The sequence below is a fragment of the Janthinobacterium sp. GW823-FHT01H08 genome (assembly GCF_058797855.1).
Window position 1 is genome coordinate 5,256,054 of record NZ_CM179504.1, and the last position, 23,805, is coordinate 5,279,858.

The following is a 23,805-nucleotide window of genomic DNA, read 5'->3' on the forward strand; positions in this document are numbered from 1 at the left end:
CGGCCTAAGCTACAAGCACAGGCCAAGGACAAGGAGAACGCCATGTCAGCCCACCTGATCATCGAAGACGGCCAGCCCTGGTGGGACAGCGCCGATATCTGGGTCGTGCCCGGCAATGATCCGAATGGCCCGCCCGGCGCGCCCATTGCCGGCACCAGCAATTACCTGTGGGGCCGCGTGCACAACACGGGCAACAGCGCCTCGAACGGCGTGCGCGTGGACTTTTACTGGGCCGATCCTTCCGGCCAGATCGCCGTCGGCGCCGCCACGCAGATCGGCTCCGCGTTTGCCGACTTGCCGCCCGGCGCCACGCAGGAAGTGCTGTGCCTGGTGCCGTGGGTGCCCGTCATCGTCAATGGCGGCCACGAATGCCTGCTGGCCGTGGCCCACGGGCCTGGCGACGTCAACCCGCTGCCCGACCCGCTGCCCAACGGTTTTCCCTTCCAGCCCAAGCAGCACGACCAGATCGCCCAGCGCAACGTCAACGTGGTGCTGGCGGCCAGGCGCGCGCAATTGCTGGCCATCGCGGTGGCGGCCCTGCCCCGCGAAACGAAAAAAGTGGAACTGCAGATCGAGTATGGCGGCGAGCTGCCGGAGCGCCTGCTGGCCACCCTCGGGCTTGAGCGATGGCAGCCGGCCAGGGACGCACAGCTGGTCGCAGGCCTGGCGCGTACGCCCCATTGCAATGGCGACGCGCCCGGCGAGCAAACACTGGTGCTGGAAGTGCCGCGCGGCCAGGCGCAGGCCGTGTATCTGAGCGTGCGCGCCGAAGCCTTGCCGCCACGCCAGTATGCGCTGCTGCGCGTGCTGGAAACCCAGGATGGCAAGCTGCTGGGCGGCGTCACGTATGTCGTCACCGACCTGGAGAAAGAGCAAGCGCAAGAACAGCAAAGCCCCGAGGAGCAAGCATCATGAGCGACACACCCCTGCAGGTGCTGACGCGGCCGTTCGCGATCGAGCCCGTCACCAATATCATGCTGCCCGATGGCATCTTCGACAATGCCATCTATGGCTTGCGCATTGCCGCCCACGTCACCAATATGTCCGGCAGCGCCCTGACGAATGTCACGGTGTACCTGGAAAGCGTGGGCGACCCCGGCATCGTGCCCGTGGCGCGCACCTTCTTCTTTGCCAGCATTCCCGCCGGCGCGGCCATGCTGGTCATGTGGGATGCCGATTTCCAGCATGCGGCGCCCGGCAAGAGGCTCGTCAGCTTTGTCGCCAAGGCGGACGGCTACACGCCGCACCGCTCGATCCAGCAAATCTTCGTGTCGCAGACGCGCTTTGACAGCACGACCAACACCTACACGTGTACGGTCGAGGAAGGCACGCTGGAACTGTCCAAGCCGCAGGGCCATCTGCCGGGCAAGCGCTGGGGCAGCACGGGCACGGATGGGAAGGAGTGCCGCTGCCCGCCCGGCCTGGGCCCCATCGTACCGACCGGCATGACCCTCGTCTGGACGCCGAACCCCGCCTATGCGGGCACGCATGGCGAGCTGCCGTTTTCCGACCCGTGGTGGAAGGTTCTCGCCATCATCATCGCCATCATCGCCGCGCTGGTGGCCATCATTGCCGCCGCGCTCGGCTCCGGCAAGGCCAGCTTCAGCGTGGGCGGCAGTTTCGAGGAAACGGAACCCGACGTGCATTGCTGTTCGCTGGAAGGGGCCGGCTCCGGCCAGCCCGAGTTCACGGTGGCGGGCGTGGCCTCGGCCATCGCTTCGGGCGCCATCGCCGTCGCCTGCTCCGATATCGCCGACCCGTTCTGGCGTGGTCAGGAAGCAACACCACCGGCCGCTGGCGAACTGACCCTGGCCGAGCGCGTGGTGGCGAAATGGGTGTTGCCGGAAGCGCCGAATGCGGGCCTGCCCTATACGGCCGACATCAGCTGGGAGTACGATCGTTTCACCACGGGCGCCACCTACCAGCATGCGGTGACCGAAACGCAAGTCAACATCCACGTGGCGGGGCCGGTGGAAACGGATACGCCCGCCGTCGTGCAAGCCTACGAACCGTTGTGGCTGCGCGCCAGTTTCAAGCGCGACAACGGCAATGTCTTCCGCGGCACGGAGCTGTATGCGTTCGTGCTGTTCCAGGCGCCGCAGGGCCTGTATTTCGTCGAATCGCTGACCGACGACGGCCTGGGCTTCGACCCGGGTGCCAACGACGGCGTCTATGCAGGCAGCCTGGACTTGAAGCGCGCTTACCGCACCCTGCTGCAATATGATCAAAAAGTCTACGGCACCTGGAGAGTCTTCGTCTTCGCCCAGGACGTCAACCTGACCAAGCCGGGCACGCCGCCCGAAATCGCCGCCCAGCACATCGGCGGCATGTTCGTCGCCAGCGCCATCGAAATCACCTTCGACGATACCCTGCCCTGCCCGCTCAAGGCGCAGGCGAATATCATCGTGGTGTAGCAAGGAGCGAGAAGCAAGAAGCGAAGTCAGGCGTAGGTCGCGTAGGTCGGATTAGCGGGGCAACGCCCCGCGTAATCCGACACATTGTTGACTCCAAGCCCACGCGACAGTGGCCGCGCAAGCATGCAGGGCCAAGCTCCGCCCCGAAGACAGTACGCCAGGACCGAGGGAAAGCCTACAAACTGTGGCCTTTCGTACAGCCATTCGTAAGCGCGCCAAGAGCGGCTGAGAAAATGCTCAGGGCTAGGCGCCGCCTCGAAGACAGTACGTCAGTACGGCGAGAGGCAGGCAACAACGCCTTGGGCGTTTTATCAGCCGCTCTTACACCTTGACCGCGTCGGCCTTGGCAATAACCGTGCGCGGAATGATATCCATCGCCGGACACGTATCCATCGCATCCGAATACGCGAGCCAGCGCTGCAGGCTTTCCATGCGGCGGATGGTGATGCCCTTGCCATTGATGTAGCCGATCTGCTCGAAATTGGCGGGGCTGGTGGTCAGTTTCGACACGGTGGGCGCATTGTCGACCAGGCGGTCGTAGGCCTTGCGCGCCTTGTGCTCCCACTTGGCCAGCGCGGGGTCGTCAAAGCGGTTGCTTTCAAAATACACGGTAATGGTGCGGTCGTGGTTGGCAAAGCCGACGATGGCCGCACCTTTGCGTATGGTCAACAGGACATCTTCCTTGACGCCTGTGACGGGAACGAACACGGCAGCACGGCCATCCGCATCCGGCCGCTCCATGGGAATATCTTGTCCGATTATGCTCATCACATCACACTCTTAGTCTTCGCCTGTTGGCTTGTTGTCCCTGCTTCACTGAAAGCATGCCACCGTGCGCATGCGCGCCTTTGCCGCTGCGCCGGGCCGCTTCCAGGCTCGCTGCCATGCCCTGTCATACCGTTTCATACCATTTTTCAAATAATACATTGCCGGAAAGCACTACACAAGATAATCAGGGGCGCGGCAGCCGCCTGTCCTCCGCCGGATGGGGAATGGTGACGGCCGGGGCAATCGCCTTATAATGCTGCGATTACTTCACGCCCCCACCTTCGCACCATGACGCTTCCCGAGAATGACACCAGCCGGCTCGACGCCATCAGCGCCGCCGCCACCGAAGTGGCCGCGCAAAACGTGGCCGACCTGCTGGCCATGGCCATCCGCCACCGCCCGGACGAACCGTCCCTGATCGTCTGCGACAAGCGCAGCTGGCTCAACGTGGTGCTGACGGAAGCGTACCGCCAGGCCTTGCCGGACGCCGCCTTCATCGATTTCGACGAGGTCACGCCCGACGCCGTGCTGGCCGCGTTTGCCGAACTGCCGGCCGGCAGCCTCGTTGTGCTGATCCAGTCGACCAGCTTCCGCCTGGAAGCGTTCCGCATCCGCATCGAACTGTTCAAGCGGGGCCTGAAAGTGATCGAGCACGTGCATCTGTCGCGCATGCCCGGCGTGCAGGGATTGCACTACATCGCCTCGCTGGCTTACGACCCGGCCTATTACCGCGGCGTCGGCCATGCACTGAAAGCGCGCATCGACGGCGCCCGCCACGGCATGGTCGACAGCGGCGGCGAGCAGCTGGTCTTCGCTTCCCCGTTCGAATCGGCCAAGCTCAATATCGGCGACTACAGCGGCATGAACAATATCGGCGGCCAGTTCCCCCTGGGCGAAGTATTTACGGAAGCGCAGGACCTGGAAGCGGTGAACGGGCGCGTGCGCATCTTCGTCTTCGGCGACACGCACTTCATGGTCAACCGCCCCGATACGCCGATCACCCTGATCATCGACAAGGGCAGAGTCACGGGCACGGAGCACGCCACGCCGGAATTTACCGCCATGCTCGAGATCATCCGCGCGCATGAAGGTGAAGTGTGGGTGCGCGAACTGGGCTTCGGCATGAACCGCGCCTTTTCGCGCGAGCAGCTGGTCAACGACATCGGCACGTATGAACGCATGTGCGGCATCCATCTGTCGCTGGGCGCCAAGCACGGCGTGTATACAAAACCGCAATTCAAGCGCAAGGATGCGCGCTACCACGTCGACATCTTCGCCATCACCGAAGCCGTTTATCTCGACGACGAGCGCGTGTATGCCGATGGCGCCTGGACGGTGGAACCGGTCGCGTTCAATTGACCGTCAGCTGAAAACTCCGGCCGCTGCCAGCTCGCGGTCCCACGGCGGCACGGGCTGGTATTCGGCCACCAGGAAATCGATCAGCGCGCGCACCTTGGGCGAAGGCTGGCGGCTGGCCGGATACAGGGCGCTCAAGTGGTTCAGGGGCAGCTCCCAGCCGGACAGCACGGGCAGCAGGCTGCCATCGAGCAGGTTGCGCCAGGCGAGAAACGTGGTGCTGTAGACGATGCCCAGCCCCCGCTGCGCCGCCTGGTGCAGCACCAGCCCATTATTCGCCGTAAACCCCGCCTGCACGCGCACGCTCACTTCCTCGCGCTGCTCCCCTGCTCCACGCAGGAAATGCCAGTTCGTGCCATCGGTCAGGTGGCTGAAATGCAGGCACTGATGCTGCAATAAATCTTGCGGCGTCTGCGGCACGCCCCATTGCGCCAGATAGGCGGGACTGGCGCACAGCACGGCGCGGCACGGCGCCAGCGGCCGCATGGCCAGCGCGCTGCTGTCCGGGATGCCGCCCACGCGTATCGTCAAGTCAAAACCGTGGCGTATCGGGTCGAGCAGCGCATCGTCGACAAACAGCTCGGCCCGCACCTGCGGGTGCAGCAAACTGAAACGGGCGACGGCATCGGCCAGCCAAGCGCTGCCGAAGCTCGATGGCGCCTGGATGCGCAGCGGCCCGGCCAGCTCCGCCCCCGCTCCCGCCTGCGCCACGTGCGCCACCATGCGCGCCGCTTCCTGCGCCTGGCTGACGGTGGCCATGCACGGCGCCAGGTAGGCGCGGCCCGCGTCCGTCAAACTCACTTCGCGCGTGGAGCGGTGCAGCAAGCGCGCGTTCAGGCGCTCTTCCAGCTGCATGATGGTCTTGCTGACCATGGCGCGCGTCAAACCCAGGCGCTGGCCCGCCACCGTAAAGCTGCGCTGGCGCGCCACCTCGACAAAGATTTCCATCGCTTTTAGTTGATCCATGTCAAAGATTGTCATCGCTTTGGCGACAATCTGTCAACCACTGGGCGATTGTTTGCGCACTGCCCCCATCCTACAATGGCGCCTTCTACCAATCTCCGGAGCCGCCGCCATGCTGACGATCGAACAACAGGAACAATACCAACGCGACGGCTACATCATCCTGCCCGATTTCAAGGGCACGGATGAAATCGCCGCCCTGCGCGCGCGCGCCGAGCAGATTGTCAACGAATTCGACCCCAGCGTCAGCCAGTCGATCTTCACCACGCGCGACCAGGCGAAGAACACCAACGATTATTTCCTCGCCTCCGACAACACCATCCGCTGCTTCTTCGAGGAAGAGGCGTTCGGCCCGGACGGCCAGCTGAAACAGGCGAAATCGCTGTCGATCAACAAGATCGGCCACGCCATGCACGACCTGGACCCCGTCTTCCGCGCTTTTTCGGCCGACCCGAAACTGGCCGAAGTGGCGCGCGACCTGGGCCTGGCGGATGCGCAGGTATGGCAATCGATGTATATATTTAAACAGCCCGGCATCGGCGGCGAAGTGCGCTGGCACCAGGACGCCACGTATTTCGAGACCACGCCGATCAGCGTGACCACGTTCTGGTTCGCGCTGGAAGACGCCACGCTGGACAACGGCTGCCTGTGGGCCGAACCGGGCGGCCACCGCGGCCCCCTGCGCGAACGCTTCATCCGCAACGGCGACCAGGTAAGAGTGGAAAAACTCGATGCCATGCCGTGGCCCGACGACAGCACGGCCGTGCCGTTGGAAGTCAAGGCCGGCGCCCTCGTCTGCTTCCACGGCTTGCTGCCCCACTACAGCGCGCCGAACCGCTCGCCCGTCTCGCGCCACGCCTACACCTTGCACGCCACCGACGGCCAGACCGAATACGCGGCGCACAACTGGATACAGCGCGACGCGGCGTTCCCCGTGCGGGGCTTCGTCTGATGCGCATCGACGTCTTTGCCGCCCACTGGGGCAATAACGAGCTGCCGCCCGACGTCTTCATCGACAGGGTACTGGCGACCGGCTTCGACGGCATCGAAATGTCGCTGCCGCTGGACGCCGCCCTGCGCGAGGAGTGGACGGGGCGCATCGCCGATGCGGGCCTGGACCTGATCGCCGCGCAGTGGGAAACCGTGTTCCACGGCGACTTCGAGCTGCACCGCGCCGCCCTGGCGGAACTGCTGGAAAACGCCTGCCTGGCGCGCCCCGTGCTGGTCAACACGCACACGGGCAAGGATTACTATACCCAGGCGCAGAACGCGGCATTGATCGACCTGGCCGCCGCCATCTCGGCAAAGCACGGCGTGCCCATCGTGCACGAGCTCCACCGCAGCCGCTTTTCCGGCCACCCGATGCTGCTGCTGCCGTATCTGCAGCAGTATCCGCACCTGCCCTTGACGGCCGACCTGTCGCACTGGTGCTGCGCCTGCGAATCGCTGCTGGAAGACCAGCCGCACACGCTGGCGCAAGTGCTGCCGCTGGTGCGCCACGTGCATGCGCGCGTTGGCCATGCGCAGGGTCCGCAGGTGGCCGACTTCCGCGCGCCGGAAGCCAAGCCGGCGCTCGACGCCCACCTGGCCTGGTGGGATGCCATCGTCGCGCTGCGCCGCGCGGCCGGCGCCGAGCGCATGACGTTCACGCCGGAATTCGGCCCCGCGCCGTACACGCAAACGCTGCCATACACGCAGCAGCCCGTGAGCGACGCGTGGGAACAGAACGTCGCCATGTTGCAGCTTTTACGCCAGCGCTATCCTGCGGATTGAGCAAGCGGCGGAAGCTGCGCAAAATTGGCCTGCACAAAATCGATGAAGGCGCGCAGCGGGGCCGGCAGGTGGCGCCGGCCCGCATAGTATAAAAACGGGCCGGGAAAAGGCATCGCCCAGTCTTCCAGCACGGGCCGCAGCTGGCCCGCATCGATATACGGCTGCAACCACTCTTCAAACAGATACACCAGACCATGGCCGGCGATGGCCATGCTGACCGCGAAGTCGGCCGCCGTCGGCGTGACGATCACGGGGCCGTCCGGCTCCACGCTCACTTTTTGCCCATCGCGTTCGAACTCCCATGGGGGAATCGCGCCACTGAGGAATTTTCCTAGCAGGCAGGCGTGCTGCAGCAGCTCGCGCGGATGCACGGGCACGCCCCGCTGCGCCAGGTAGGACGGTGCGCCCGCCACCGCGAAGCGCTGCGTGCGCGGGCCGATCGGGATGGCGATCATGTCCTGCTCCAGCCGCTCGCCATAGCGGATGCCAGCGTCGCAGCCACTGGCGACGACATCGACAAAATTATTATCGACCACCAGCTCGACCCTGATCTGCGGATAGGCGCGCAGGAACTGGTCGACCATGGGCTGCAAAAAGAAGCGCGCCGCGTTGACCGGCACGTTCAGGCGCAAGGTGCCGCGCGGACTGTCGCGCAAGTCGTTCAGCACGTCGAGCGCGCTGCTCACTTCCTCGAGCGCCGGACGCAAACGCGTCAGCAACAACGCGCCGGCTGCCGTCGGCGTCACGCTGCGCGTGGTGCGTTCCAGCAGGCGGATGCCCAGTTGCTGCTCCAGCCGCCGCAGCGCCTCGCTCAGCGCCGACGCCGACTGCCCGCTGGCACGCGCGGCCTGGCGAAAACCCCGGTGCTCGGCCACCAGGGCAAAGGCGGACAGGTCGGCCATGGAAGGGTTGTCTGCATGCATGAGGAGCGCTTTCACGGGATGAGATTGTGCGAAAATAAGTACAGCCTGTGCCGGATTGACCCGATTATCATACAGCGTATTCGCCCTTACGATGGCTGCTCCCGTCCCTTACCACCACACAGGAGCCCCCATGCACACGCATGACCCCGCCAGCGACCGCTTCACGCCCGCCCATTGCGACATCGCATTCAACCGCCTCGGCTACGGCGCCATGCAACTGGCCGGCCCGCACGTCTGGGGCCCGCCGAAGGACCGCGCCGCCGCCGTTGCCGTGCTGCGCGAAGCCGTCGAACTGGGCATCAACCATATCGACACGTCGGACTTTTACGGCCCCCACGTCACCAACCAGATCATCCGCGAAGCGCTGCATCCATACCGCGACGGCTTGACCATCGTCACCAAGATCGGCTTCGTGCGCGGCGCCGACCAGTCCTGGCTGCCGGCCGCATCGCCGCAGCAACTGCGCGACGCCGTGCACGACAACCTGCGCAACCTGGGCCTGGACGTGCTCGATGTGGTCAACCTGCGCGCGCCGGGCATGGAAGGCCCCGACGGCTCGTCGCTTGCCGAGCCGCTGTCCACACTGGTGCAGCTGCAGCGGGAAGGCCTGGTGCGCCATATCGGCCTGTCCAATGTCGATGCCGGTCAGGTGGCCGAGGCCCAGCGCATCGCTCCCATCGTCTGCGTGCAGAACCACTACAATCTGGCACACCGCGCAGACGATGCGCTGATCGACACCCTGGCCGCGCAAGGCATCGCCTACGTGCCCTTCTTCCCCCTGGGCGGCTTTTCGCCGCTGCAGTCCGATACCTTGAACCAGGTGGCGGCCGCCCTGCAAGCCACGCCGATGCAGGTGGCGCTGGCCTGGCTGCTGCAGCGCGCGCCGAATATGCTGGTCATTCCCGGCACCTCGTCCATGGCGCATCTGCGCGAGAATGTCGCCGCCGGCGCGCTCAGGCTCGACGCGCAGGCATTAGCGGCATTGGGGTCGCTTGCAACTAAGTAGCGCACTATATATACTGTGCCCATGGATACCACCCCCAACCCCTTGCACCAGGTGCCGCGCCTGGACGGCCAGCTGTGCTTTGCGCTGTACTCGACCTCGCTTGCCATGAACAAGCTGTACCGCAAGCTCCTGCGCAAGCTCGGCCTGACCTATTCGCAGTACCTGGTGATGATGGTGTTGTGGGAGCGCGACGGCCTGACGGTGTCGGAAGTGGGCGAGCGCCTGTTCCTGGACTCGGCCACCCTGACGCCCTTGCTCAAGCGCATGGAGCAATCGGGGCTGCTGACGCGCACGCGCGCCGCCAGCGACGAGCGCCAGGTCATCATTTCCCTCACGCAGCAGGGCGATCAGCTGCGCCACGAAGCGGCCCTGCTGCCTGAAGCCATCCTGACGGCCAGCCACTGCAGCGTGGAACAGATTGTGGACATGAAACAACAACTGAACCTGTTGCGCGACAGCCTGATGAAAAGTGAGTAAAAGCGCTGCTTTCCCGAGCAAAATCAGATAAAGCATCGCCCTGACGGCGCCCGGCAAAAGCCGGTCCATCATCCGCCCTTCTTTATGGCTCTGTCCCCGTTAAGTAGGGGAAGTTCAGGAATCTTCCTGTATCCCCGCTGTCTGACTGTGCATCGCAGACAAACGGGAGCCTTTCATGCAGATAGCTCAATGGAAAACCTTCATCGCCCAGTTCGCCGTACTGAACCGTCGCCAGCGCCTGGCGGGCATCGCTCTGCTGCGAGGAAGCGCACCGCAGGGCGCTGCCGCGGCACTGATCGAAAGCGTGGCCCGGCAGCGGTTGCACTGTCCTGCCTGCAATAGCAGTCGTGCTCACCTGCATGGCCATGCGCACGGACTGCAGCGCTACCGTTGCGTGCCGTGCGGCCGCACCTTCAATGCACTCACCGGCACGCCGCTGGCGCGCTTGCGCCATAAATCACTGTGGCTCGACTACGCCGACTGCCTGCTCGAATCGGCTTCCGTGCGCAAGGCGGCAAGCCAGCTGGGCGTGCACCGCAACACCGCCTTTCGCTGGCGCCACCGGTTTTTAAGCCTGGCCAAGACGGACCGGCCCCATTGCCTGCATGGCATCGCCGAAGCGGACGAGCTGTATGTGCTGGAGTCGGAAAAGGGATCGCGGCATCTGACCCGTGCGGCGCGCCGCCGTGGCGGTCATGCCCGCCGGCGTGGCATTTCCAATGAGCAGGTCTGCATCCTGGTGGCGCGCGACCGTACGGGAACCCTCGATTTCGTCACCGGAAAAGGGGCGCTGACGAAGGCGCAGGTGCGCCATTATTTATTGCCCATGATCGACAAGGATATCCTGTTGCTCACCGATGGCCATGCCGCCTATCGCGCCTTTGCCAAGGAAGCGGGGATCAGCCACCAGGCCGTCAATTTGCGCGCAGGCATCCGCGTGCAGGGCGCCGCGCATGTACAGAACGTCAATGCATATCACAGCCGCCTGCGGGCATGGCTACGCCCCTTTCACGGCGTGGCGACGCGCTATCTGCCGAATTACCTGGGCTGGCGCTGGATACTGGACGCCGGGCGTATCCGGTCGCCGGAAACATTATTGAAGGCAACACTGGGAGCATTCCCACATCTGATGGTGACATAGCCTTCTTTATTGCAAAGAGAAACAAGGACGGCCCCACCCTGCGTATAGAATAGTTGCCACTATTTCCTTACAACAACGTCAGGGTGACCATGCGCATACCTTTCTGCTCCCCCGAAGACCTACCGCACCGCCTCCTGCGCGCAAGGTCACGCCTTCGCGTGTGGAACTGTTCAAGAGCGAAAAAATCACCCAAGGAGAAGCTGATGCGCGACTTTCATCCGCCGTTGAAAGGCAAGAGCAATGGCCCGGCCAAGGGCGACGCGGCATGAAGCGCTGGCGTGCACTGACGGCCGTCACGCTGGCCTGCGCGAGCATGGCGGCCGCTGCCCATAACTTCCACATGGGCATCGCCGACATCAGCTATAACGCGGCCAGCGGCAGCACGGAAGTGGTCCACACCTACACGGGCCACGACGTCGAGGCGCTGCTGACGAATCTGTACCAGCGCCGGTTCGACCTGGGCCAGGAAGACAGCGAAGCGGCGCTGCGCCGCTATGTCGAAAAACAGTTTTACCTCTTGGGGCCGGACGGCAGGCGATTGCGCCTGAACTGGGTCGGCATGAAGGTCGATGCCGACAACGTGGTGATCTTCCAGGAGATCGAACGCACGCGCCTGGCCCCCGCCACGCGCATTCATAACCAGTTGCTGATCGACTTCCTGCCCAGCCAGCGCAATACCCTCAACGTGCAGGACAGCGGCAGCATCCAGACGCTGATCTTCGACCGCCAGAACACGGAATGGCCGATCCGCTAATCCCCGGCATACCCATGACGCCACGCTCCCTTCCCCTCCTCCTCGCGGCCCTGTTTTCCACCACCGCCGCCCACGCCGACGACCTCTTCCAGCGCGTGCTGGTCGACGGTTCGCGCCTGAACCAGCTGGGCGTGGCCGATTCGGCCAACGCGGGCAGCGTCACGCAACAGCAGCTCGACGCGCGCACCAGCTACCGGCCCGGCGAATTGCTCGAAGCCGTGCCGGGGCTGATCGTCAGCCAGCATAGCGGCGAGGGCAAGGCCAACCAGTTCTACCTGCGCGGCTTCAACCTCGATCACGGCACGGACTTGCGCACCACGGTCGACGAGATGCCTGTCAACCAGCGCAGCCATGGCCACGGCCAGGGCTGGACGGACCTGAACTTTTTGATCCCCGAACTGGCCATGCGCCTCGATTACAAGAAGGGACCGTATGCGGCGGCGCAAGGCGATTTTTCCTCGGCGGGCGCGGCGTCCGTCGTCTACGCGAACCGCCTGACGCAAGGCATCGCCAGCGCCGGCATCGGGCAAAACGGCTTTCGCCGCGCTCTGCTGGCCGACTCCATCGATGCGGGCGACGGCAGCCTGCTGTACGCGCTAGAAGCGCAGCATAACGATGGCCCGTTCACGCAGCCGGACCGCTACCGCAAGCGCAATGGCGTGCTGCGCTACAGCGAAGGCTATGCCAACAACGGCTTCAACGTCACGGCCATGGCATACGACGCCAGCTGGAACGCCACCGACCAGATTCCGCTGCGCGCCGTGCGCGACGGCAGCTTGGGCCGCTTCGACGCCGTCGATGCCAGCGACGGCGGCAAGGCGCAGCGCTACAGCCTGTCGGGCGCCTGGCACCAGACGACGGACGACGTGTCGTCCAGGGTCAGCGCGTACGTGATCGCCAACCGCCTGGCCCTGTTCTCGAACTTTACGTATGCGATGGACGATCCGCTCAACGGCGACCAGTTCGCCCAGCCCGACCGCCGCGTGACGGCCGGCCTCGACGCCAGCCACACCTGGCACCGCCACACGGACCGGGGCAGCAGCGACACCACCATCGGCCTGCAACTGCAGAACGACAATATCCACAATGGCCTGTACCACACGCGCCGGCGCCAGATCCTGTCGACCACGCGGCAAGACCATCTCGTCGAAACGAGCATCGGCGTGTATGGCGAAAACAGCACGCGCTGGTCGCGATCGCTGCGCACCGTGGCCGGCCTGCGCGCGGACGCCTACCGCTTCGACGTGCGCAGCGACCGCGCCGCCAATTCGGGCACGGCCAGCGACCATTTGTTCAGCCCCAGTCTGAGCGTGATCGCGGGGCCGTGGCGCGACACGGAAGCGTATGTCAACATCGGCAACGGTTTTCACAGTAACGACGCGCGCGGCACGACCATCACGGTCGATCCGAAGACGGGCGAGGCGGCTGGCAAGGTCACGCCCCTGGTGCGCTCGCGCGGGCTGGAACTGGGCTTGCGCAGCGCCGCCATCGCCGGCCTGCAAACCTCGCTGTCGCTGTACCGCCTGGACTTCGATTCCGAGCTGATGTTCATCGGTGACGCGGGCGCCACGCAGGCGGGCCGCCCCAGCCGCCGCTACGGCATCGAGTTTTCCAGCTACTACAAGGCGGCCCGCTGGCTGTCGCTGGACCTGGACCTCGCGTATGCGCGCGCACGCTCGCGCGGCAGCGACCCGGCGGGCGACTTCATCCCCGGCGCCATCGAAGGCGTGGCCCAGCTGGCCATGACGGTGACGCCGCCGGGACCGTGGTCGGGCTCCTTGCGCCTGCGCTACTTCGGCCCGCGCCCCCTGGTGGAAGACAACAGCGTGCGCTCCGCCGCCAGCGTGGGCTTGAACGGGCGCATCGCCTACCGGATCGACAAGACCCTGCGCATGGAAGTGGAAGGCTACAACCTGGCCAACCGGCGCGACGCGGCCATCGATTACTACTATGCCTCGCGCCTGCCCGGCGAAGCGCAGCCCGTGGACGATATCCACTTCCATCCGGTGGAATCGCGCTCGCTGCGTATGACCCTGGTAAAGAATTTTTAACTCAACAAGAATAATTCCTGTCGTACTGCACAGGAAACGCCGCGAAGTCGTAGAATGCCAGGCTGGATAAACTGAGACAGGCCGCATTGCGGCCGGCACCGCCATGAGCACTTCCGCACCGATCTTTACCGCCCCGTCCCACGTCAAGGAAGCCTTGCGCGATGACGGCTATGCCGTCCTGCGCCCGCAGGACGTGGCCGCGCTGGCCGGCTGCCCGCTGGACGCGCTGCGCGCGCTGGAACCAAGCTGGGATACCCTGGCGCTGGACAATTACCTGAAGGATGGCGGCCGCTATCGGCGCCGGCGCCATTCGTGCTTCGTGCAGGATGGCGAGCGCCTGACGCAGACGGCGCACCGTCCGCACTGGCAGCCGGTGGAATACAACGCCCTGCACGGCGGCATGCACCGCCTGTTCGAACCGGTCGACCCGGCCATCGTCGCGCAAGCGGCCTGGCAGCAGCTGATTCGCGCACTGGGCGACGCCTGCTCGCAGGTCAAGGGCCGCCAGCCGTGGTTCATCGAGGCGCACCAGTTCCGCATCGATACGACCGACGGCATCGGCCGCCCCACGCCGGAAGGCGCGCACCGCGACGGCGTCGATTTCGTCGCCGTGCTGCTGATCGGGCGCGAACAGGTCAAGGGCGGCGAGACGCGCATCTTCGAAGCGGAGGGCCCCAACGGCAAGCGCTTTACCCTGACCGAGCCATGGTCGCTGCTGCTGCTCGACGACGCTGCCGTGATCCACGAATCGACGCCGATCCAGCCCATCGGCGAACACGGCCACCGCGACACCCTCGTGCTGACCTATCGCGCCGGCCAGTTCCAGGGCGAAAACTGACAGGCGGCCACAGCATTCCCTGTGGGCAAAATAGTTACTTGGAAGTTACTTTTACAGACCTAAATCCGATATAGTCATACGATGTCGATATTGCGCGCTCACCGCGCCCAGCATCACCACACTGAAATCCTAGGAGAGGTCTGTGGACTCCAACAACCAAATCAAGCCTGACGAAATCGAGATCCTGATCGTCGAGGACAGCCCGACCCAGGCGGAGCGCTTGCGCCGCCTGATCCAGTCGCTGCACTATAACGCGCGCGTGGCGGCGAATGGCCAGCTGGCCCTGGCCGCCATCCGCGAGCGCAAGCCGCACCTGGTGCTGTCCGATATCGTCATGCCTGAAATGAATGGCTACGACCTGTGCCGCGCCATCAAGTCCGACCCGACCCTGCGCGACATCCCCGTGATCCTCGTCACCTCGCTCAACGACCCGAAGGACATCATCCGCGGCATCGAGTGCGGCGCCGACAATTTCATCCGCAAGCCTTACGCGGAAGACTACCTGCTCAACCGCATCAGCCACATGCTGATGAACCAGAAGCTGCGCAAGAACCAGAATGTGGAAATCGGCATCGCCCTGTACCTGGGCGACCAGAAGCACTTCATCAATGCGGAGCGCCAGCAAATCCTCGATTTGCTCATTTCCACATATGAACAGGCGGTGCAGGTCAACGGCGAACTGCAGGCGCGCGAACGCCAGGTGATCGAGCTGAACATGCGCCTGGCGCACCATGCGGCCGAACTGGAAACCATCAACCGCGAAATCGCCCTGAAAAACCTGGAACTGGCCGAGGCGAGCCGCATGAAGTCCGCCTTCATCGCCAACATGTCGCATGAACTGCGCACGCCGCTGAACGCCATCATTGGATTCACGGGCGCGCTGCTGATGAAACTGCCCGGCCCCCTGACGTCGGACCAGGACAAGCAGCTCAACACCATCCGCGCCAGCGCGCGTCACCTGCTCTCGCTGATCAACGACATCCTCGACGTGGCCAAGATCGAGGCGGGCAAACTGACCCTGTCGATCGAACCCGTGCACTGCCAGGATCTGATGGCCGAAGTGGCCGACACCCTGCGCCCGCTGGCCCAGCAAAAGGGCCTGGCGCTGGAAATGGCGCTGGGAGAAGCGGGCCGGCCGCCCGCCATCATCGAGACGGACCGCCGCGCACTGACGCAAATCCTCATCAACCTGCTCAACAACGCCATCAAGTTCACGGAACAGGGCACGGTGCGCATCAGCCTGGCCCAGCGCGAGGAAGACGGCGTGCTGGTGACGGAAATGAGCATCGCCGACAGCGGCGCCGGCATCAAGGAAGAAGACCAGGCCAAGCTGTTCCAGGCCTTCTCGCAACTCGATTCCACCTCCACGCGCCACGTGGAAGGCGCGGGACTGGGCCTGTACCTGTGCCAGAACCTGGCCAACGCCATCGGCGGCGCCCTGTTCTTCAACAGCGACTACGGCTCCGGCAGCACCTTCACGCTGGCACTGCGCAGCAAGGCCTGAGTTTCTGTGCGCCGCAGCATGAAATGCTGTTTTTTTGCCATCAGCAAGAGATGAATACAGTAGTTCTACGGTATTGCACCGCACCATTTTCAGCGCTATAGTGGAACTGTCTCCTCCAATTCGTTCCCTGAACATTGGATTCAGCCCGCGCCAGTTCGCGGGCTTTTTTTTGCCCGCGTTTTACCACATCTTCATCTTTCGTTAACTAAATCAAGCGATTTAGTTATATCAATCGTTTGAGATATATGATTAAATCTCCGACATGATTGAAAAAAACATTTCCCCAACACCAAGCGCCGACGACGGGCGCAAGCCCCGCTCCGATGGCGAGCAGTCGCGCGAGCGCCTGCTGCATAGCGCCATCCGCCTGTTTGCCGGGCAGGGCTACGCCAAGACCTCCACGCGCGAACTGGCGCAGGCGGCCGGCACCAACGCGGCGGCCATCCGCTATTATTTTGGCGACAAGGCGGGCCTGTACCGCGCCGCCTTCTCCCATCAACTATCGAATCCACAAGACAATATCGCCCTGTACGAGCAACCGCATTTCACCCTGCGCCAAAGTCTGGAAGGCTTTTATGCGCAATTGCTCGCCCCCATGCAGCAAGGAGAAATCGCGCGCGACTGCATGCGCCTGTGGTGCCGCGAGATGCTCGAACCGACGGGCCTGTGGGCGCGCGAGGTCGACCAGAACATCCGTGCCGAACACGAGGCGCTCACGCGCGTGCTGGCGCGCCACTTGGGCGCGCCAGCCAACAGCGACGACATGCACCGGCTGGCGTTTTCCATCGCCTCGCTGGCCCTGCAGCACATGGTGGGCGCCGACGTGCTGCACACCTTGCGCCCGCAACTGCTGGAATCGCCGCACGCGATCGACACCTGGCTGGCGCGCTTGACCGACTACGCGCTGGCCATGGCCGACGTGGAACGCCGGTGCCTGGCCACTCCCCCCTCTACCACTCAACGACAAGCAGAAGGACCAGCATGACGATTATTCGATGCACCGTTCAACGCGCCCTGGCCGCCGGCATCGTGCTGGCGCTGGGCGGTTGCGCCCTGCAAGGGCCGCCCGCCGCGGTGGCCGCCAGCGCACCCGCGCAGTGGCAGGCGCCGCTGCCGCACAACGGCAAGCTGACTGACCTGGCCAGCTGGTGGCAGGGCCAGGGCGACAGCCTGCTGGTGGAATTGATCACCGAGGCGCAACAGGTCAGCCCCACCATCGCCGCCGCCGGCACGCGCATCGTGCAGGCGCGCGCGGACAGCATCGCCAGCGGCGCCGCGCTGGCGCCCAAGCTCGACGCGACGGGCAGCGTGGTGCGCACCAGCCAGCAATCGGCGCAGCCCAGCGGCACCACCTCGCAGGCGGCCTTGCAGGCGTCGTGGGAAATCGACGTGTTTGGGGCCAACCGCGCCACGCGCGACGCGGCGCAGGAGCGCTACGGCAGCGCGCGCGCGCTCTGGCATGAGGCCCGCGTCTCGGTGGCCGCCGAAGTGGCGAACCAGTACTACGCCTTGCGCACCTGCCAGCAGTTGCAGGCCGTGGCCGAACAGGATGCGGCCTCGCGCCGCGACTCGGCACGCCTGACGGAGCTGAGCGCCGGCGCCGGTTTCCAGCCGCCCGCCAACGCCGCCCTGGCCCGCGCCAGCGCCGCCGAAGGCGCCAGCCGCGCCATCGAACAGCGCGCCGCCTGCGACGTGAACATCAAGGCGCTGGTCGCCCTGTCGGCCATGCCGGAAGCGTCGCTGCGCCAGAAGCTGGCGGCCAGCCCTGCCATCCTGCCCTCGCCGGTGGCGATAGCGGAACTGCCGGCACAAACCCTGGCCCAGCGTCCCGACATCTACAGCGCCGAACGCGAAGTGGCCGCCGCCAGCTTCGAAGTACGCGGCGCGCAGGCGCAGCGCTATCCCCGCCTGAGCCTGGCAGGCTCGATCGGCAAGGGCAATATCCGCGCCGGCGGCACCAGCATCACGGCCAGCACCTGGAGCATCGGCCCGCTGGCCGTCAGCCTGCCCATCTTCGACGGCGGCACCCGCCGCGCCCAGGTCGACGCGGCCACGGCGCGCTACGACGAAGCCGTGGTGAAATACCGCGCCGGCGTGCGCCAGGCCGTGCGCGAAGTGGAAGAGGCGCTGGTCAACCTGGCCAGCACGGACGCGCGCAGCGAGCATGCCAAAACCGCGCTGGAAGGCTACCGCGTGTCGTTCGTCGCCACCGAAGACCGCTACAGGAACGGCCTGGCCAGCCTGATCGAACTGGAAGACGCCCGCCGCACGCGCCTGGCCGCCGAAAACACGGTGGTCAACCTCGAGCGCGAACGCAGCGCCGCCTGGGTGGCGCTGTACCGCGCCGCCGGCGGCGGCTGGAACGGCAGCAGCACCATCGCCAACAACGCACCTTGACGGATACGACAACATGAAAAAACTGATTTTGACACCCACGGCATTCGCCCTGGCCGCCCTTTGCGTAATGCTGGGCGCGGGCGTGTCCCTGTACCCATCGGCTTGCACGGCAGCCGACGAGGCGAAGGACAAGAAGGCGGCGCAAAAACCCGCGCTGACCGTCACCACGGCCAAGCCGCAGACGGCCAGCCTGCCCATCAAGCTGAGCGCCAACGGCAACGTCGCCGCCTGGCAGGAAGCCGTCATCGGCAGCGAGTCGAACGGCTTGCGCCTCACCGACGTGCGCGTGAATGTCGGCGACGTCGTGCGCGCCGGCCAGGTGCTGGCCGTGTTCTCGAACGACACGGTGAACGCCGACGTGGCGCAGGCCAGAGCCGCCGTGCTGGAAGCGGAAGCGAATGCGGCCGAGGCGGCAGCCAACGCGCAGCGCGCCCGCTCGCTGCAAAGCACGGGCGCCATCAGCGCGCAGCAGATCAGCCAGTACCTGACGGCAGAACAGACGGCCAACGCGCGCATCGCGTCCGCCAGGGCGCAGCTGGCGTCGCAGCAGCTGCGCCTGAAATACACGCAGGTGGTGGCGCCCGACAGCGGCATCATTTCCTCGCGCTCGGCCACCGTGGGCTCGGTGGTGGGCGCCGGCACGGAATTGTTCCGCATGATCCGCCAGGGCCGCCTCGAATGGCGCGCCGAAGTGACGGCCACCGAGCTGCTCAATTTGAAACCAGGGACGCTGGCGCAAGTGAAGGCGGCCAATGGCAGCGTGTTGACGGGCAAGGTGCGCATGATCGCCCCCACGGTCGACCCGCAGACGCGTTCCGCCCTCGTGTACGTGGACCTGCCGGCCAGCACGGGCAACCATGCGCCGTTCAAGGCCGGCATGTACGCCAGCGGCGAATTTGAACTGGGCACCTCGGGCGCGCTGACGGTGCCGCAGCAGGCGATTGCCGTGCGCGACGGCTTCAGCTATGTCTTCCGCCTCAATCCCGACCAGCGGGTCAGCCAGATCAAGGTGCAGGCCGGACGGCGCCTGAGCGACCGCATCGAGATTTTAGGCGGCATCACGGCCGACACGACGATCGTCGTCAGCGGCGCCGGCTTCCTCAATGACGGCGACCTGGTACGCAATGTCGCCACCCCGGTAGCGGCACCGGCGGCAGCCAAGCCCGCTGCGCCGGCCGCCATGGCAGCGAAAAAGTAAGGCAAGCCATGAATTTTTCCTCCCTCTCGATCAAGAATCCGATCCCGGCCATCATGCTGTTCGCGCTGCTGACTTTGGCAGGCCTGCTGGCCTACAAGGCCAATCCGGTGCAGGATTTCCCCGACATCGAACTGCCCATCGTCACCGTCAGCGCGGTGCTGCCCGGCGCCGCGCCGGCCCAGCTGGAAACGGAAGTGGCGCGCAAGATCGAAGACTCCGTCGCCACTCTGCAAGGCGTGAAAAACATCTACACCAAGGTGCTCGATGGCGTCGTCACGGTGACCGTCGAATTCATCCTGGAAAAGCAGATCGCCGAAGCCGTCAACGACGTGCGCGACGCCGTCGCGCGGGTCAAGGCGGACATGCCGGCCGAGCTGCGCGATCCCACCGTCACCAAGGCGTCCACGGCCGGGCGCGTGGTGCTGACCTTTATCGCCACGGCAAAACCCGGCGTGGACAACCCGCTCGACTCTCCCGACCTGTCGTGGTTCGTCGACAACACGGTCGCCAAGCGCCTCCTGACCGTGCCCGGCGTGGGCGCCGTCACCCGCGTGGGCGGCGTCTACCGCGAAATCCAGGTGGAACTCGACGAAGCGCGCATGGCGGCCTTGAAGGTCTCGGCCCTCGACGTCTCGCGCCAGCTGCGCCTGGTGCAGCGCGAAGCGCCGGGCGGTAGGGGCGACATCAGCGGCGCCGAGCAGTCGGTGCGCACCATCGCCACCGTCAAGACGGCCGATGAACTGTCGCGCGTGGAAGTGCCGCTGCCGGACGGCCGCCATGTGCGCCTGGACCAGGTGGCCACCGTGCGCGACACCATCGCCGAACCGCGCGCGCTGGCCGAGCAGGATGGCAAGACCGTGGTCGCCTTCGAGGTGTTCCGCACCAAGGGCGCCAGCGAAGTGGCCGTCGCCAAGGGCGCGCGCGACGCCATCGCCGACCTGCAAAAGGAAAACCCCAACGTGGTGCTGCAGCAGTCGATCGACAACGCCTTCCCCGTCGAGGAAAACTTCGACGGTTCGATGGAACTGCTGTACGAAGGCGCGCTGCTGGCCGTGCTGGTGGTGTGGTGGTTCCTGCGCGACTGGCGCGCCACCCTGGTGGCCGCCGCCGCCCTGCCTCTGTCCGTGATGCCGGCCTTCCTCGGCATCTACTGGTTCGGCTACACGCTCAATACCGTCACCCTGCTGTCGCTGGCGCTGGTCGTCGGCGTGCTGGTCGACGATGCCATCGTGGAAATCGAAAACATCGAGCGCCATCTGCGCATGGGCAAGTCGCCCATGGAAGCGGCCATGGAAGCGGCCGACGAAATCGGCATGGCGGTGATCGCCACCACCTTCGCGCTGGTGGCCGTGTTCCTGCCGACGGCCTTCATGAGCGGCATTCCCGGCCTGTTCTTCAAGCAGTTCGGCTGGACGGCCGTGCTGGCCGTGCTGGCCTCGCTGGTGGTGGCGCGACTGCTCACGCCGATGATGGCGGCCTACATATTGAAACCGCTGCCGCACAAGGAAGAACAGGATGGCTGGCTGATGACGCGCTATCTGCGCGTGATGCGCTGGTGCCTGAACCACCGCGGCATCACGGCCATCGCCGCGGCCCTGTTCTTTGTCGGCGCCATCGCGCTCGTGCCGCTGCTGCCGACCGGTTTCGTGCCGGCTGCCGACCGCGCACAGACGCAGATCAACCTGGAACTGCCGCCCGGCTCCACCCTGGCGGAAACGCAGGCCGTGGCAGCGCTGGCGCGCGACGCGGCCATGCGCACACAAGGCATACAGGGCGTCTTCAGTTCGATCGGCGGGGGTTCCAGCGGCGACGCCTTCGCCCCCGGCGCGGCGGCCGAGGCGCGCCGCGCCGTGCTGACCCTGACCACCGTGCACCGCACGGAGCGCAAGGAATCGATGGCGGACCTGGAAACGCAGCTGCGCCACAAGCTCGATACGATCCCCGGCGCCCGCTTCACGGTGGGGCCGCCCGACACGGGCGTCAAGATGCAGCTGGTGCTGCGCTCGGAAGACCCGGTGGCGCTGATGGCCGCGGCGCAAAAGGTCGAGCGTGAACTGCGCGGCCTGAAAGGCATCGGCAACGTCAATTCCAGCGCCTCGCTGGTGCGTCCGGAAATCATCGTGCGCCCCGATTTCGCCAAGGCGGCCGACCTGGGCGTGACGGCGGCAGCGATCGGCGAAACCGTGCGCGTGGCCACGGCCGGCGACTACGATACGGACCTGACGAAAATGAACCTGCCGGAACGGCAGGTGCCGATCCGCGTCAAGCTGCCCAACAGCGTGCGCGCCGACCTGGCCGCCATCGAGCGCCTGACCGTGCCCGGCAAGAATGGCCCCGTGCGCCTGGCGAACGTGGCCACGGTGACGATGGAAAGCGGCCCGGCGCAGATCGACCGGTTGAACCGCAGCCGCAACGTCACCCTCGACGTGGAACTCGGTTCGCGCACGCTCGGCGAACTGAATGAAGAAGCGCGCGCGCTGCCGTCGATGAAGAATCTGCCGCCGTCCGTGAAGATCGCCGAACTGGGCGACGCGCAGGAAATGGCCTCGCTGTTCGCCAGCTTCGGCCTGGCCATGCTGATCGGCGTGCTGTGCATCTACTGCGTGCTGGTGCTGCTGTTCAAGGACTTCATGCAGCCGGTGACCATCCTGGCGGCGCTGCCGCTGTCGATCGGCGGCGCCTTCGTGGCGCTGCTGATCACGGGCAGCGCCCTGTCGATGCCGTCGATGATCGGCCTGATCATGCTGATGGGGATCGTCACAAAGAACTCCATCCTGCTGGTCGACTATGCGATCCTGGCGCGCCAGGCCGGCATGAACCGCTTCGACGCGCTGGTCGACGCCTGCCACAAGCGCAGCCGGCCCATCCTGATGACGACGATCGCCATGGGCGCCGGCATGATGCCGCTGGCGCTGGGCTGGGGCGCCGACCCCAGCTTCCGTTCGCCGATGGCCATTACCGTCATCGGCGGCCTGATCACCTCGACCTTATTGAGCCTGCTGGTGGTGCCGGCCGTGTTCACCTACATCGACGACCTGGAGCACCTGCTCAAGCGCGGCATGGCGAAACTGCGCCGCCAGAAGGCGCCGCTGCGGCGCGATGACAGGGTGGCGCTGGAAAAATAAGCGCCAAGGCTGATTGCAAAAACGCCCCCTGCGGGCAAGGAAGCGAGGGACCGGCCGCCAGGCCGCGCTCCCTCGCTTTCATCTATCTGGCATACTGCGCCCATTCTCCATGACCGCAATCTGCCCTGCCTATGAATTACCGCACCCCGCTCGTCCTGCTGATAGCCTCCGCACTGCTCGGCGCCTGCTCGGACAAGACCACCCCCGCCAGCGCCGGCCTGGCAGCCGACGTGGCAGCCGCCGTCCCCGCCGCCGCCGATGCAACGGCATCGGCCGAACACGTGCCGCCGCCGTCCGCCACCGCGCCCAGGACGGAAGCGATGAACACGCCGCAGGCGCGCGAGCGCGAAGCGACCATGATGCGCGCCGTCTTCGGCAAGGCCTACCGCGACGACAGCGACGATGCACTGGCCGACCTGCCCGATCCGGACAACCACGTCGACAAGCTCAGTTACGTGGTCAGCGCCGTCAGCCACAAGCTGCTGCCTGATGGCAGCGCCATCCTGGTGGCGAATGCGGAAACGGCCAACACGGAAGGCACGGCCGAATCGGCGCATGCCTCGCCGGGGCTGCTGAATGTCTTTTTCCTGGCGCCCAAGGGCACACCGGAAGACGGCCAGTGGCAAGTCGTGAAACGCCTGGAAAACATCGCCGCCCTGGGCTCGTCGGGGCAGCTCGGCGAAGTCCACTGGGTCATGCTGGGCGCGAACAAGCCGGGACTGGCGATCCGCTACGGCTATACGGGCCAGGGCTACACCATCACGCAACTGGCCCTGTTTGAAATCGGCGACGGCAAGGTCACCTCGCTCGATGGCGCCATCGACCTGTACTCGGACAATATGGGCGCCTGCGGACCTGAAACGGACGAGTGCTGGATGGTCAAGGGGAACTGGCGCTTCGCGCCGGCGCGCAATGGCGGCGCCTACGATGACTTGCTGATCGACTTCAAGGGCGCCTCCGAAAAGATCAAGCCGGGCGTCAAGGTCAAGCCGGACGAAGACCCGCCGCGCATCGCCACGCCACTGAACGGCCACGCGCGCTATGGCTTCGACGGCAAGGGGTACAAACTGCTTGAAGGGAAGAATCCAGTGCCTGGCGTGTAAGCCGGCACCGGCAA

The 23,805-nt window shown here is 65.4% G+C and carries 20 protein-coding genes; 17 read left to right on the forward strand and 3 right to left on the reverse strand.

Translation table 11 applies throughout. From position 1 onward, the window contains the following. Nucleotides 1-42 precede the first annotated feature (42 nt). Together AC3RCG_RS23565 and AC3RCG_RS23570 are read left to right on the forward strand one after the other, a co-directional pair. A complete protein-coding gene (locus AC3RCG_RS23565; protein ID WP_070289178.1) occupies nucleotides 43-915 on the forward strand; it encodes a hypothetical protein in 873 nt (290 codons plus the stop codon). Then, nucleotides 912-2,414 (forward strand): hypothetical protein, encoded by a 1,503-nt coding sequence (locus AC3RCG_RS23570; RefSeq protein ID WP_070310371.1) that lies wholly within the window; start codon nucleotides 912-914, stop codon nucleotides 2,412-2,414. Before AC3RCG_RS23565 ends, AC3RCG_RS23570 begins: the two co-directional genes overlap by 4 nt. A gap of 321 nt (nucleotides 2,415-2,735) precedes the next feature. Here the strand turns inward: AC3RCG_RS23570 and AC3RCG_RS23575 are convergent, their stop codons facing one another. Next, nucleotides 2,736-3,155, reverse strand: coding sequence for a hypothetical protein (locus AC3RCG_RS23575; protein ID WP_083287041.1), 420 nt, complete (start codon nucleotides 3,153-3,155; stop codon nucleotides 2,736-2,738). A 315-nt stretch (nucleotides 3,156-3,470) separates the two neighbouring features. Between AC3RCG_RS23575 and AC3RCG_RS23580 the strand changes: the two genes are divergently transcribed. Then, the gene (locus tag AC3RCG_RS23580; protein WP_492401840.1) at nucleotides 3,471-4,541 is read left to right on the forward strand and encodes a M29 family metallopeptidase; all 1,071 of its coding nucleotides are present in this window, start codon (nucleotides 3,471-3,473) and stop codon (nucleotides 4,539-4,541) included. Nucleotides 4,542-4,544: 3 nt separating this feature from the next. On the opposite strand, the gene AC3RCG_RS23585 is transcribed toward AC3RCG_RS23580, so the two are convergent. Next, the gene (locus AC3RCG_RS23585) at nucleotides 4,545-5,504 is read right to left on the reverse strand and encodes a LysR family transcriptional regulator (RefSeq protein WP_492401839.1); all 960 of its coding nucleotides are present in this window, start codon (nucleotides 5,502-5,504) and stop codon (nucleotides 4,545-4,547) included. Between the two features lie 109 nt (nucleotides 5,505-5,613). On the opposite strand from AC3RCG_RS23585, the gene AC3RCG_RS23590 reads away from it, so the two are divergent. Together AC3RCG_RS23590 and AC3RCG_RS23595 are read left to right on the forward strand one after the other, a co-directional pair. Beyond that, on the forward strand, nucleotides 5,614-6,453 hold the full coding sequence (locus tag AC3RCG_RS23590) for a phytanoyl-CoA dioxygenase family protein (RefSeq protein WP_492401838.1): 840 nt from the start codon (nucleotides 5,614-5,616) through the stop codon (nucleotides 6,451-6,453). Next, nucleotides 6,453-7,274, forward strand: a complete 822-nt coding sequence (locus AC3RCG_RS23595) for a sugar phosphate isomerase/epimerase family protein (RefSeq protein ID WP_492401837.1) — start codon at nucleotides 6,453-6,455, stop codon at nucleotides 7,272-7,274. The genes AC3RCG_RS23590 and AC3RCG_RS23595 overlap by 1 nt, the downstream gene beginning before the upstream one ends. Here the strand turns inward: AC3RCG_RS23595 and AC3RCG_RS23600 are convergent. After that, on the reverse strand, nucleotides 7,259-8,197 hold the full coding sequence (locus tag AC3RCG_RS23600; protein ID WP_070289172.1) for a LysR family transcriptional regulator: 939 nt from the start codon (nucleotides 8,195-8,197) through the stop codon (nucleotides 7,259-7,261). The genes AC3RCG_RS23595 and AC3RCG_RS23600 overlap by 16 nt on opposite strands. A 130-nt stretch (nucleotides 8,198-8,327) precedes the next feature. Here AC3RCG_RS23600 and AC3RCG_RS23605 point away from each other — a divergent pair, with 130 nt between their 5' ends. The 12 genes from AC3RCG_RS23605 to AC3RCG_RS23660 all read left to right on the forward strand — a co-directional run bounded on the left by AC3RCG_RS23605 (nucleotide 8,328) and on the right by AC3RCG_RS23660 (nucleotide 23,791). Continuing rightward, nucleotides 8,328-9,203, forward strand: coding sequence for an aldo/keto reductase family oxidoreductase (locus tag AC3RCG_RS23605; RefSeq protein WP_492401836.1), 876 nt, complete (start codon nucleotides 8,328-8,330; stop codon nucleotides 9,201-9,203). Between the two features lie 21 nt (nucleotides 9,204-9,224). Further along, nucleotides 9,225-9,680 carry a MarR family winged helix-turn-helix transcriptional regulator gene (locus tag AC3RCG_RS23610; protein ID WP_492401834.1) on the forward strand — a complete coding sequence of 152 codons (456 nt, stop codon included), beginning with the start codon at nucleotides 9,225-9,227 and terminating at the stop codon, nucleotides 9,678-9,680. A gap of 175 nt (nucleotides 9,681-9,855) precedes the next feature. After that, a complete protein-coding gene (locus AC3RCG_RS23615; RefSeq protein ID WP_492401833.1) occupies nucleotides 9,856-10,821 on the forward strand; it encodes an IS1595 family transposase in 966 nt (321 codons plus the stop codon). Nucleotides 10,822-11,086: 265 nt separating this feature from the next. Next, nucleotides 11,087-11,575 carry a DUF6702 family protein gene (locus tag AC3RCG_RS23620; RefSeq protein ID WP_492401831.1) on the forward strand — a complete coding sequence of 163 codons (489 nt, stop codon included), beginning with the start codon at nucleotides 11,087-11,089 and terminating at the stop codon, nucleotides 11,573-11,575. Nucleotides 11,576-11,589: 14 nt separating this feature from the next. Next, nucleotides 11,590-13,626: a TonB-dependent receptor gene (locus tag AC3RCG_RS23625; protein WP_492401830.1), complete on the forward strand. Its 2,037-nt coding sequence runs from the start codon at nucleotides 11,590-11,592 to the stop codon at nucleotides 13,624-13,626. A gap of 103 nt (nucleotides 13,627-13,729) precedes the next feature. Next, the gene (locus tag AC3RCG_RS23630; RefSeq protein WP_070223489.1) at nucleotides 13,730-14,464 is read left to right on the forward strand and encodes a 2OG-Fe dioxygenase family protein; all 735 of its coding nucleotides are present in this window, start codon (nucleotides 13,730-13,732) and stop codon (nucleotides 14,462-14,464) included. A gap of 142 nt (nucleotides 14,465-14,606) precedes the next feature. After that, complete coding sequence (locus AC3RCG_RS23635) at nucleotides 14,607-15,968, forward strand: hybrid sensor histidine kinase/response regulator (RefSeq protein ID WP_070310347.1); 1,362 nt, start codon at nucleotides 14,607-14,609, stop codon at nucleotides 15,966-15,968. Nucleotides 15,969-16,230: 262 nt separating this feature from the next. Beyond that, nucleotides 16,231-16,953, forward strand: a complete 723-nt coding sequence (locus AC3RCG_RS23640) for a CerR family C-terminal domain-containing protein (protein ID WP_492401828.1) — start codon at nucleotides 16,231-16,233, stop codon at nucleotides 16,951-16,953. Beyond that, nucleotides 16,950-18,365, forward strand: coding sequence for an efflux transporter outer membrane subunit (locus AC3RCG_RS23645; RefSeq protein ID WP_492401826.1), 1,416 nt, complete (start codon nucleotides 16,950-16,952; stop codon nucleotides 18,363-18,365). Before AC3RCG_RS23640 ends, AC3RCG_RS23645 begins: the two co-directional genes overlap by 4 nt. A 13-nt stretch (nucleotides 18,366-18,378) precedes the next feature. Then, nucleotides 18,379-19,563, forward strand: a complete 1,185-nt coding sequence (locus AC3RCG_RS23650) for an efflux RND transporter periplasmic adaptor subunit (RefSeq protein ID WP_492401824.1) — start codon at nucleotides 18,379-18,381, stop codon at nucleotides 19,561-19,563. An 8-nt stretch (nucleotides 19,564-19,571) separates the two neighbouring features. After that, a complete protein-coding gene (locus tag AC3RCG_RS23655) occupies nucleotides 19,572-22,688 on the forward strand; it encodes an efflux RND transporter permease subunit (protein ID WP_492401823.1) in 3,117 nt (1,038 codons plus the stop codon). A 131-nt stretch (nucleotides 22,689-22,819) separates the two neighbouring features. After that, nucleotides 22,820-23,791, forward strand: a complete 972-nt coding sequence (locus AC3RCG_RS23660; RefSeq protein WP_492401822.1) for a hypothetical protein — start codon at nucleotides 22,820-22,822, stop codon at nucleotides 23,789-23,791. Nucleotides 23,792-23,805 lie beyond the last annotated feature (14 nt).

Excerpts from the sequence above, each read along its gene's own strand:
- AC3RCG_RS23565 (WP_070289178.1), top strand. The coding sequence starts at position 43 with ATGTCAGCCCACCTGATCATCGAAGACGGCCAGCCCTGGTGGGACAGC.
- AC3RCG_RS23570 (WP_070310371.1), top strand. The coding sequence starts at position 912 with ATGAGCGACACACCCCTGCAGGTGCTGACGCGGCCGTTCGCGATCGAG.
- AC3RCG_RS23575 (WP_083287041.1), bottom strand. The coding sequence starts at position 3,155 with ATGGAGCGGCCGGATGCGGATGGCCGTGCTGCCGTGTTCGTTCCCGTC.
- AC3RCG_RS23580 (WP_492401840.1), top strand. The coding sequence starts at position 3,471 with ATGACGCTTCCCGAGAATGACACCAGCCGGCTCGACGCCATCAGCGCC.
- AC3RCG_RS23585 (WP_492401839.1), bottom strand. The coding sequence starts at position 5,504 with ATGGATCAACTAAAAGCGATGGAAATCTTTGTCGAGGTGGCGCGCCAG.
- AC3RCG_RS23590 (WP_492401838.1), top strand. The coding sequence starts at position 5,614 with ATGCTGACGATCGAACAACAGGAACAATACCAACGCGACGGCTACATC.
- AC3RCG_RS23595 (WP_492401837.1), top strand. The coding sequence starts at position 6,453 with ATGCGCATCGACGTCTTTGCCGCCCACTGGGGCAATAACGAGCTGCCG.
- AC3RCG_RS23600 (WP_070289172.1), bottom strand. The coding sequence starts at position 8,197 with ATGCATGCAGACAACCCTTCCATGGCCGACCTGTCCGCCTTTGCCCTG.
- AC3RCG_RS23605 (WP_492401836.1), top strand. The coding sequence starts at position 8,328 with ATGCACACGCATGACCCCGCCAGCGACCGCTTCACGCCCGCCCATTGC.
- AC3RCG_RS23610 (WP_492401834.1), top strand. The coding sequence starts at position 9,225 with ATGGATACCACCCCCAACCCCTTGCACCAGGTGCCGCGCCTGGACGGC.
- AC3RCG_RS23615 (WP_492401833.1), top strand. The coding sequence starts at position 9,856 with ATGCAGATAGCTCAATGGAAAACCTTCATCGCCCAGTTCGCCGTACTG.
- AC3RCG_RS23620 (WP_492401831.1), top strand. The coding sequence starts at position 11,087 with ATGAAGCGCTGGCGTGCACTGACGGCCGTCACGCTGGCCTGCGCGAGC.
- AC3RCG_RS23625 (WP_492401830.1), top strand. The coding sequence starts at position 11,590 with ATGACGCCACGCTCCCTTCCCCTCCTCCTCGCGGCCCTGTTTTCCACC.
- AC3RCG_RS23630 (WP_070223489.1), top strand. The coding sequence starts at position 13,730 with ATGAGCACTTCCGCACCGATCTTTACCGCCCCGTCCCACGTCAAGGAA.
- AC3RCG_RS23640 (WP_492401828.1), top strand. The coding sequence starts at position 16,231 with ATGATTGAAAAAAACATTTCCCCAACACCAAGCGCCGACGACGGGCGC.
- AC3RCG_RS23645 (WP_492401826.1), top strand. The coding sequence starts at position 16,950 with ATGACGATTATTCGATGCACCGTTCAACGCGCCCTGGCCGCCGGCATC.
- AC3RCG_RS23650 (WP_492401824.1), top strand. The coding sequence starts at position 18,379 with ATGAAAAAACTGATTTTGACACCCACGGCATTCGCCCTGGCCGCCCTT.
- AC3RCG_RS23655 (WP_492401823.1), top strand. The coding sequence starts at position 19,572 with ATGAATTTTTCCTCCCTCTCGATCAAGAATCCGATCCCGGCCATCATG.
- AC3RCG_RS23660 (WP_492401822.1), top strand. The coding sequence starts at position 22,820 with ATGAATTACCGCACCCCGCTCGTCCTGCTGATAGCCTCCGCACTGCTC.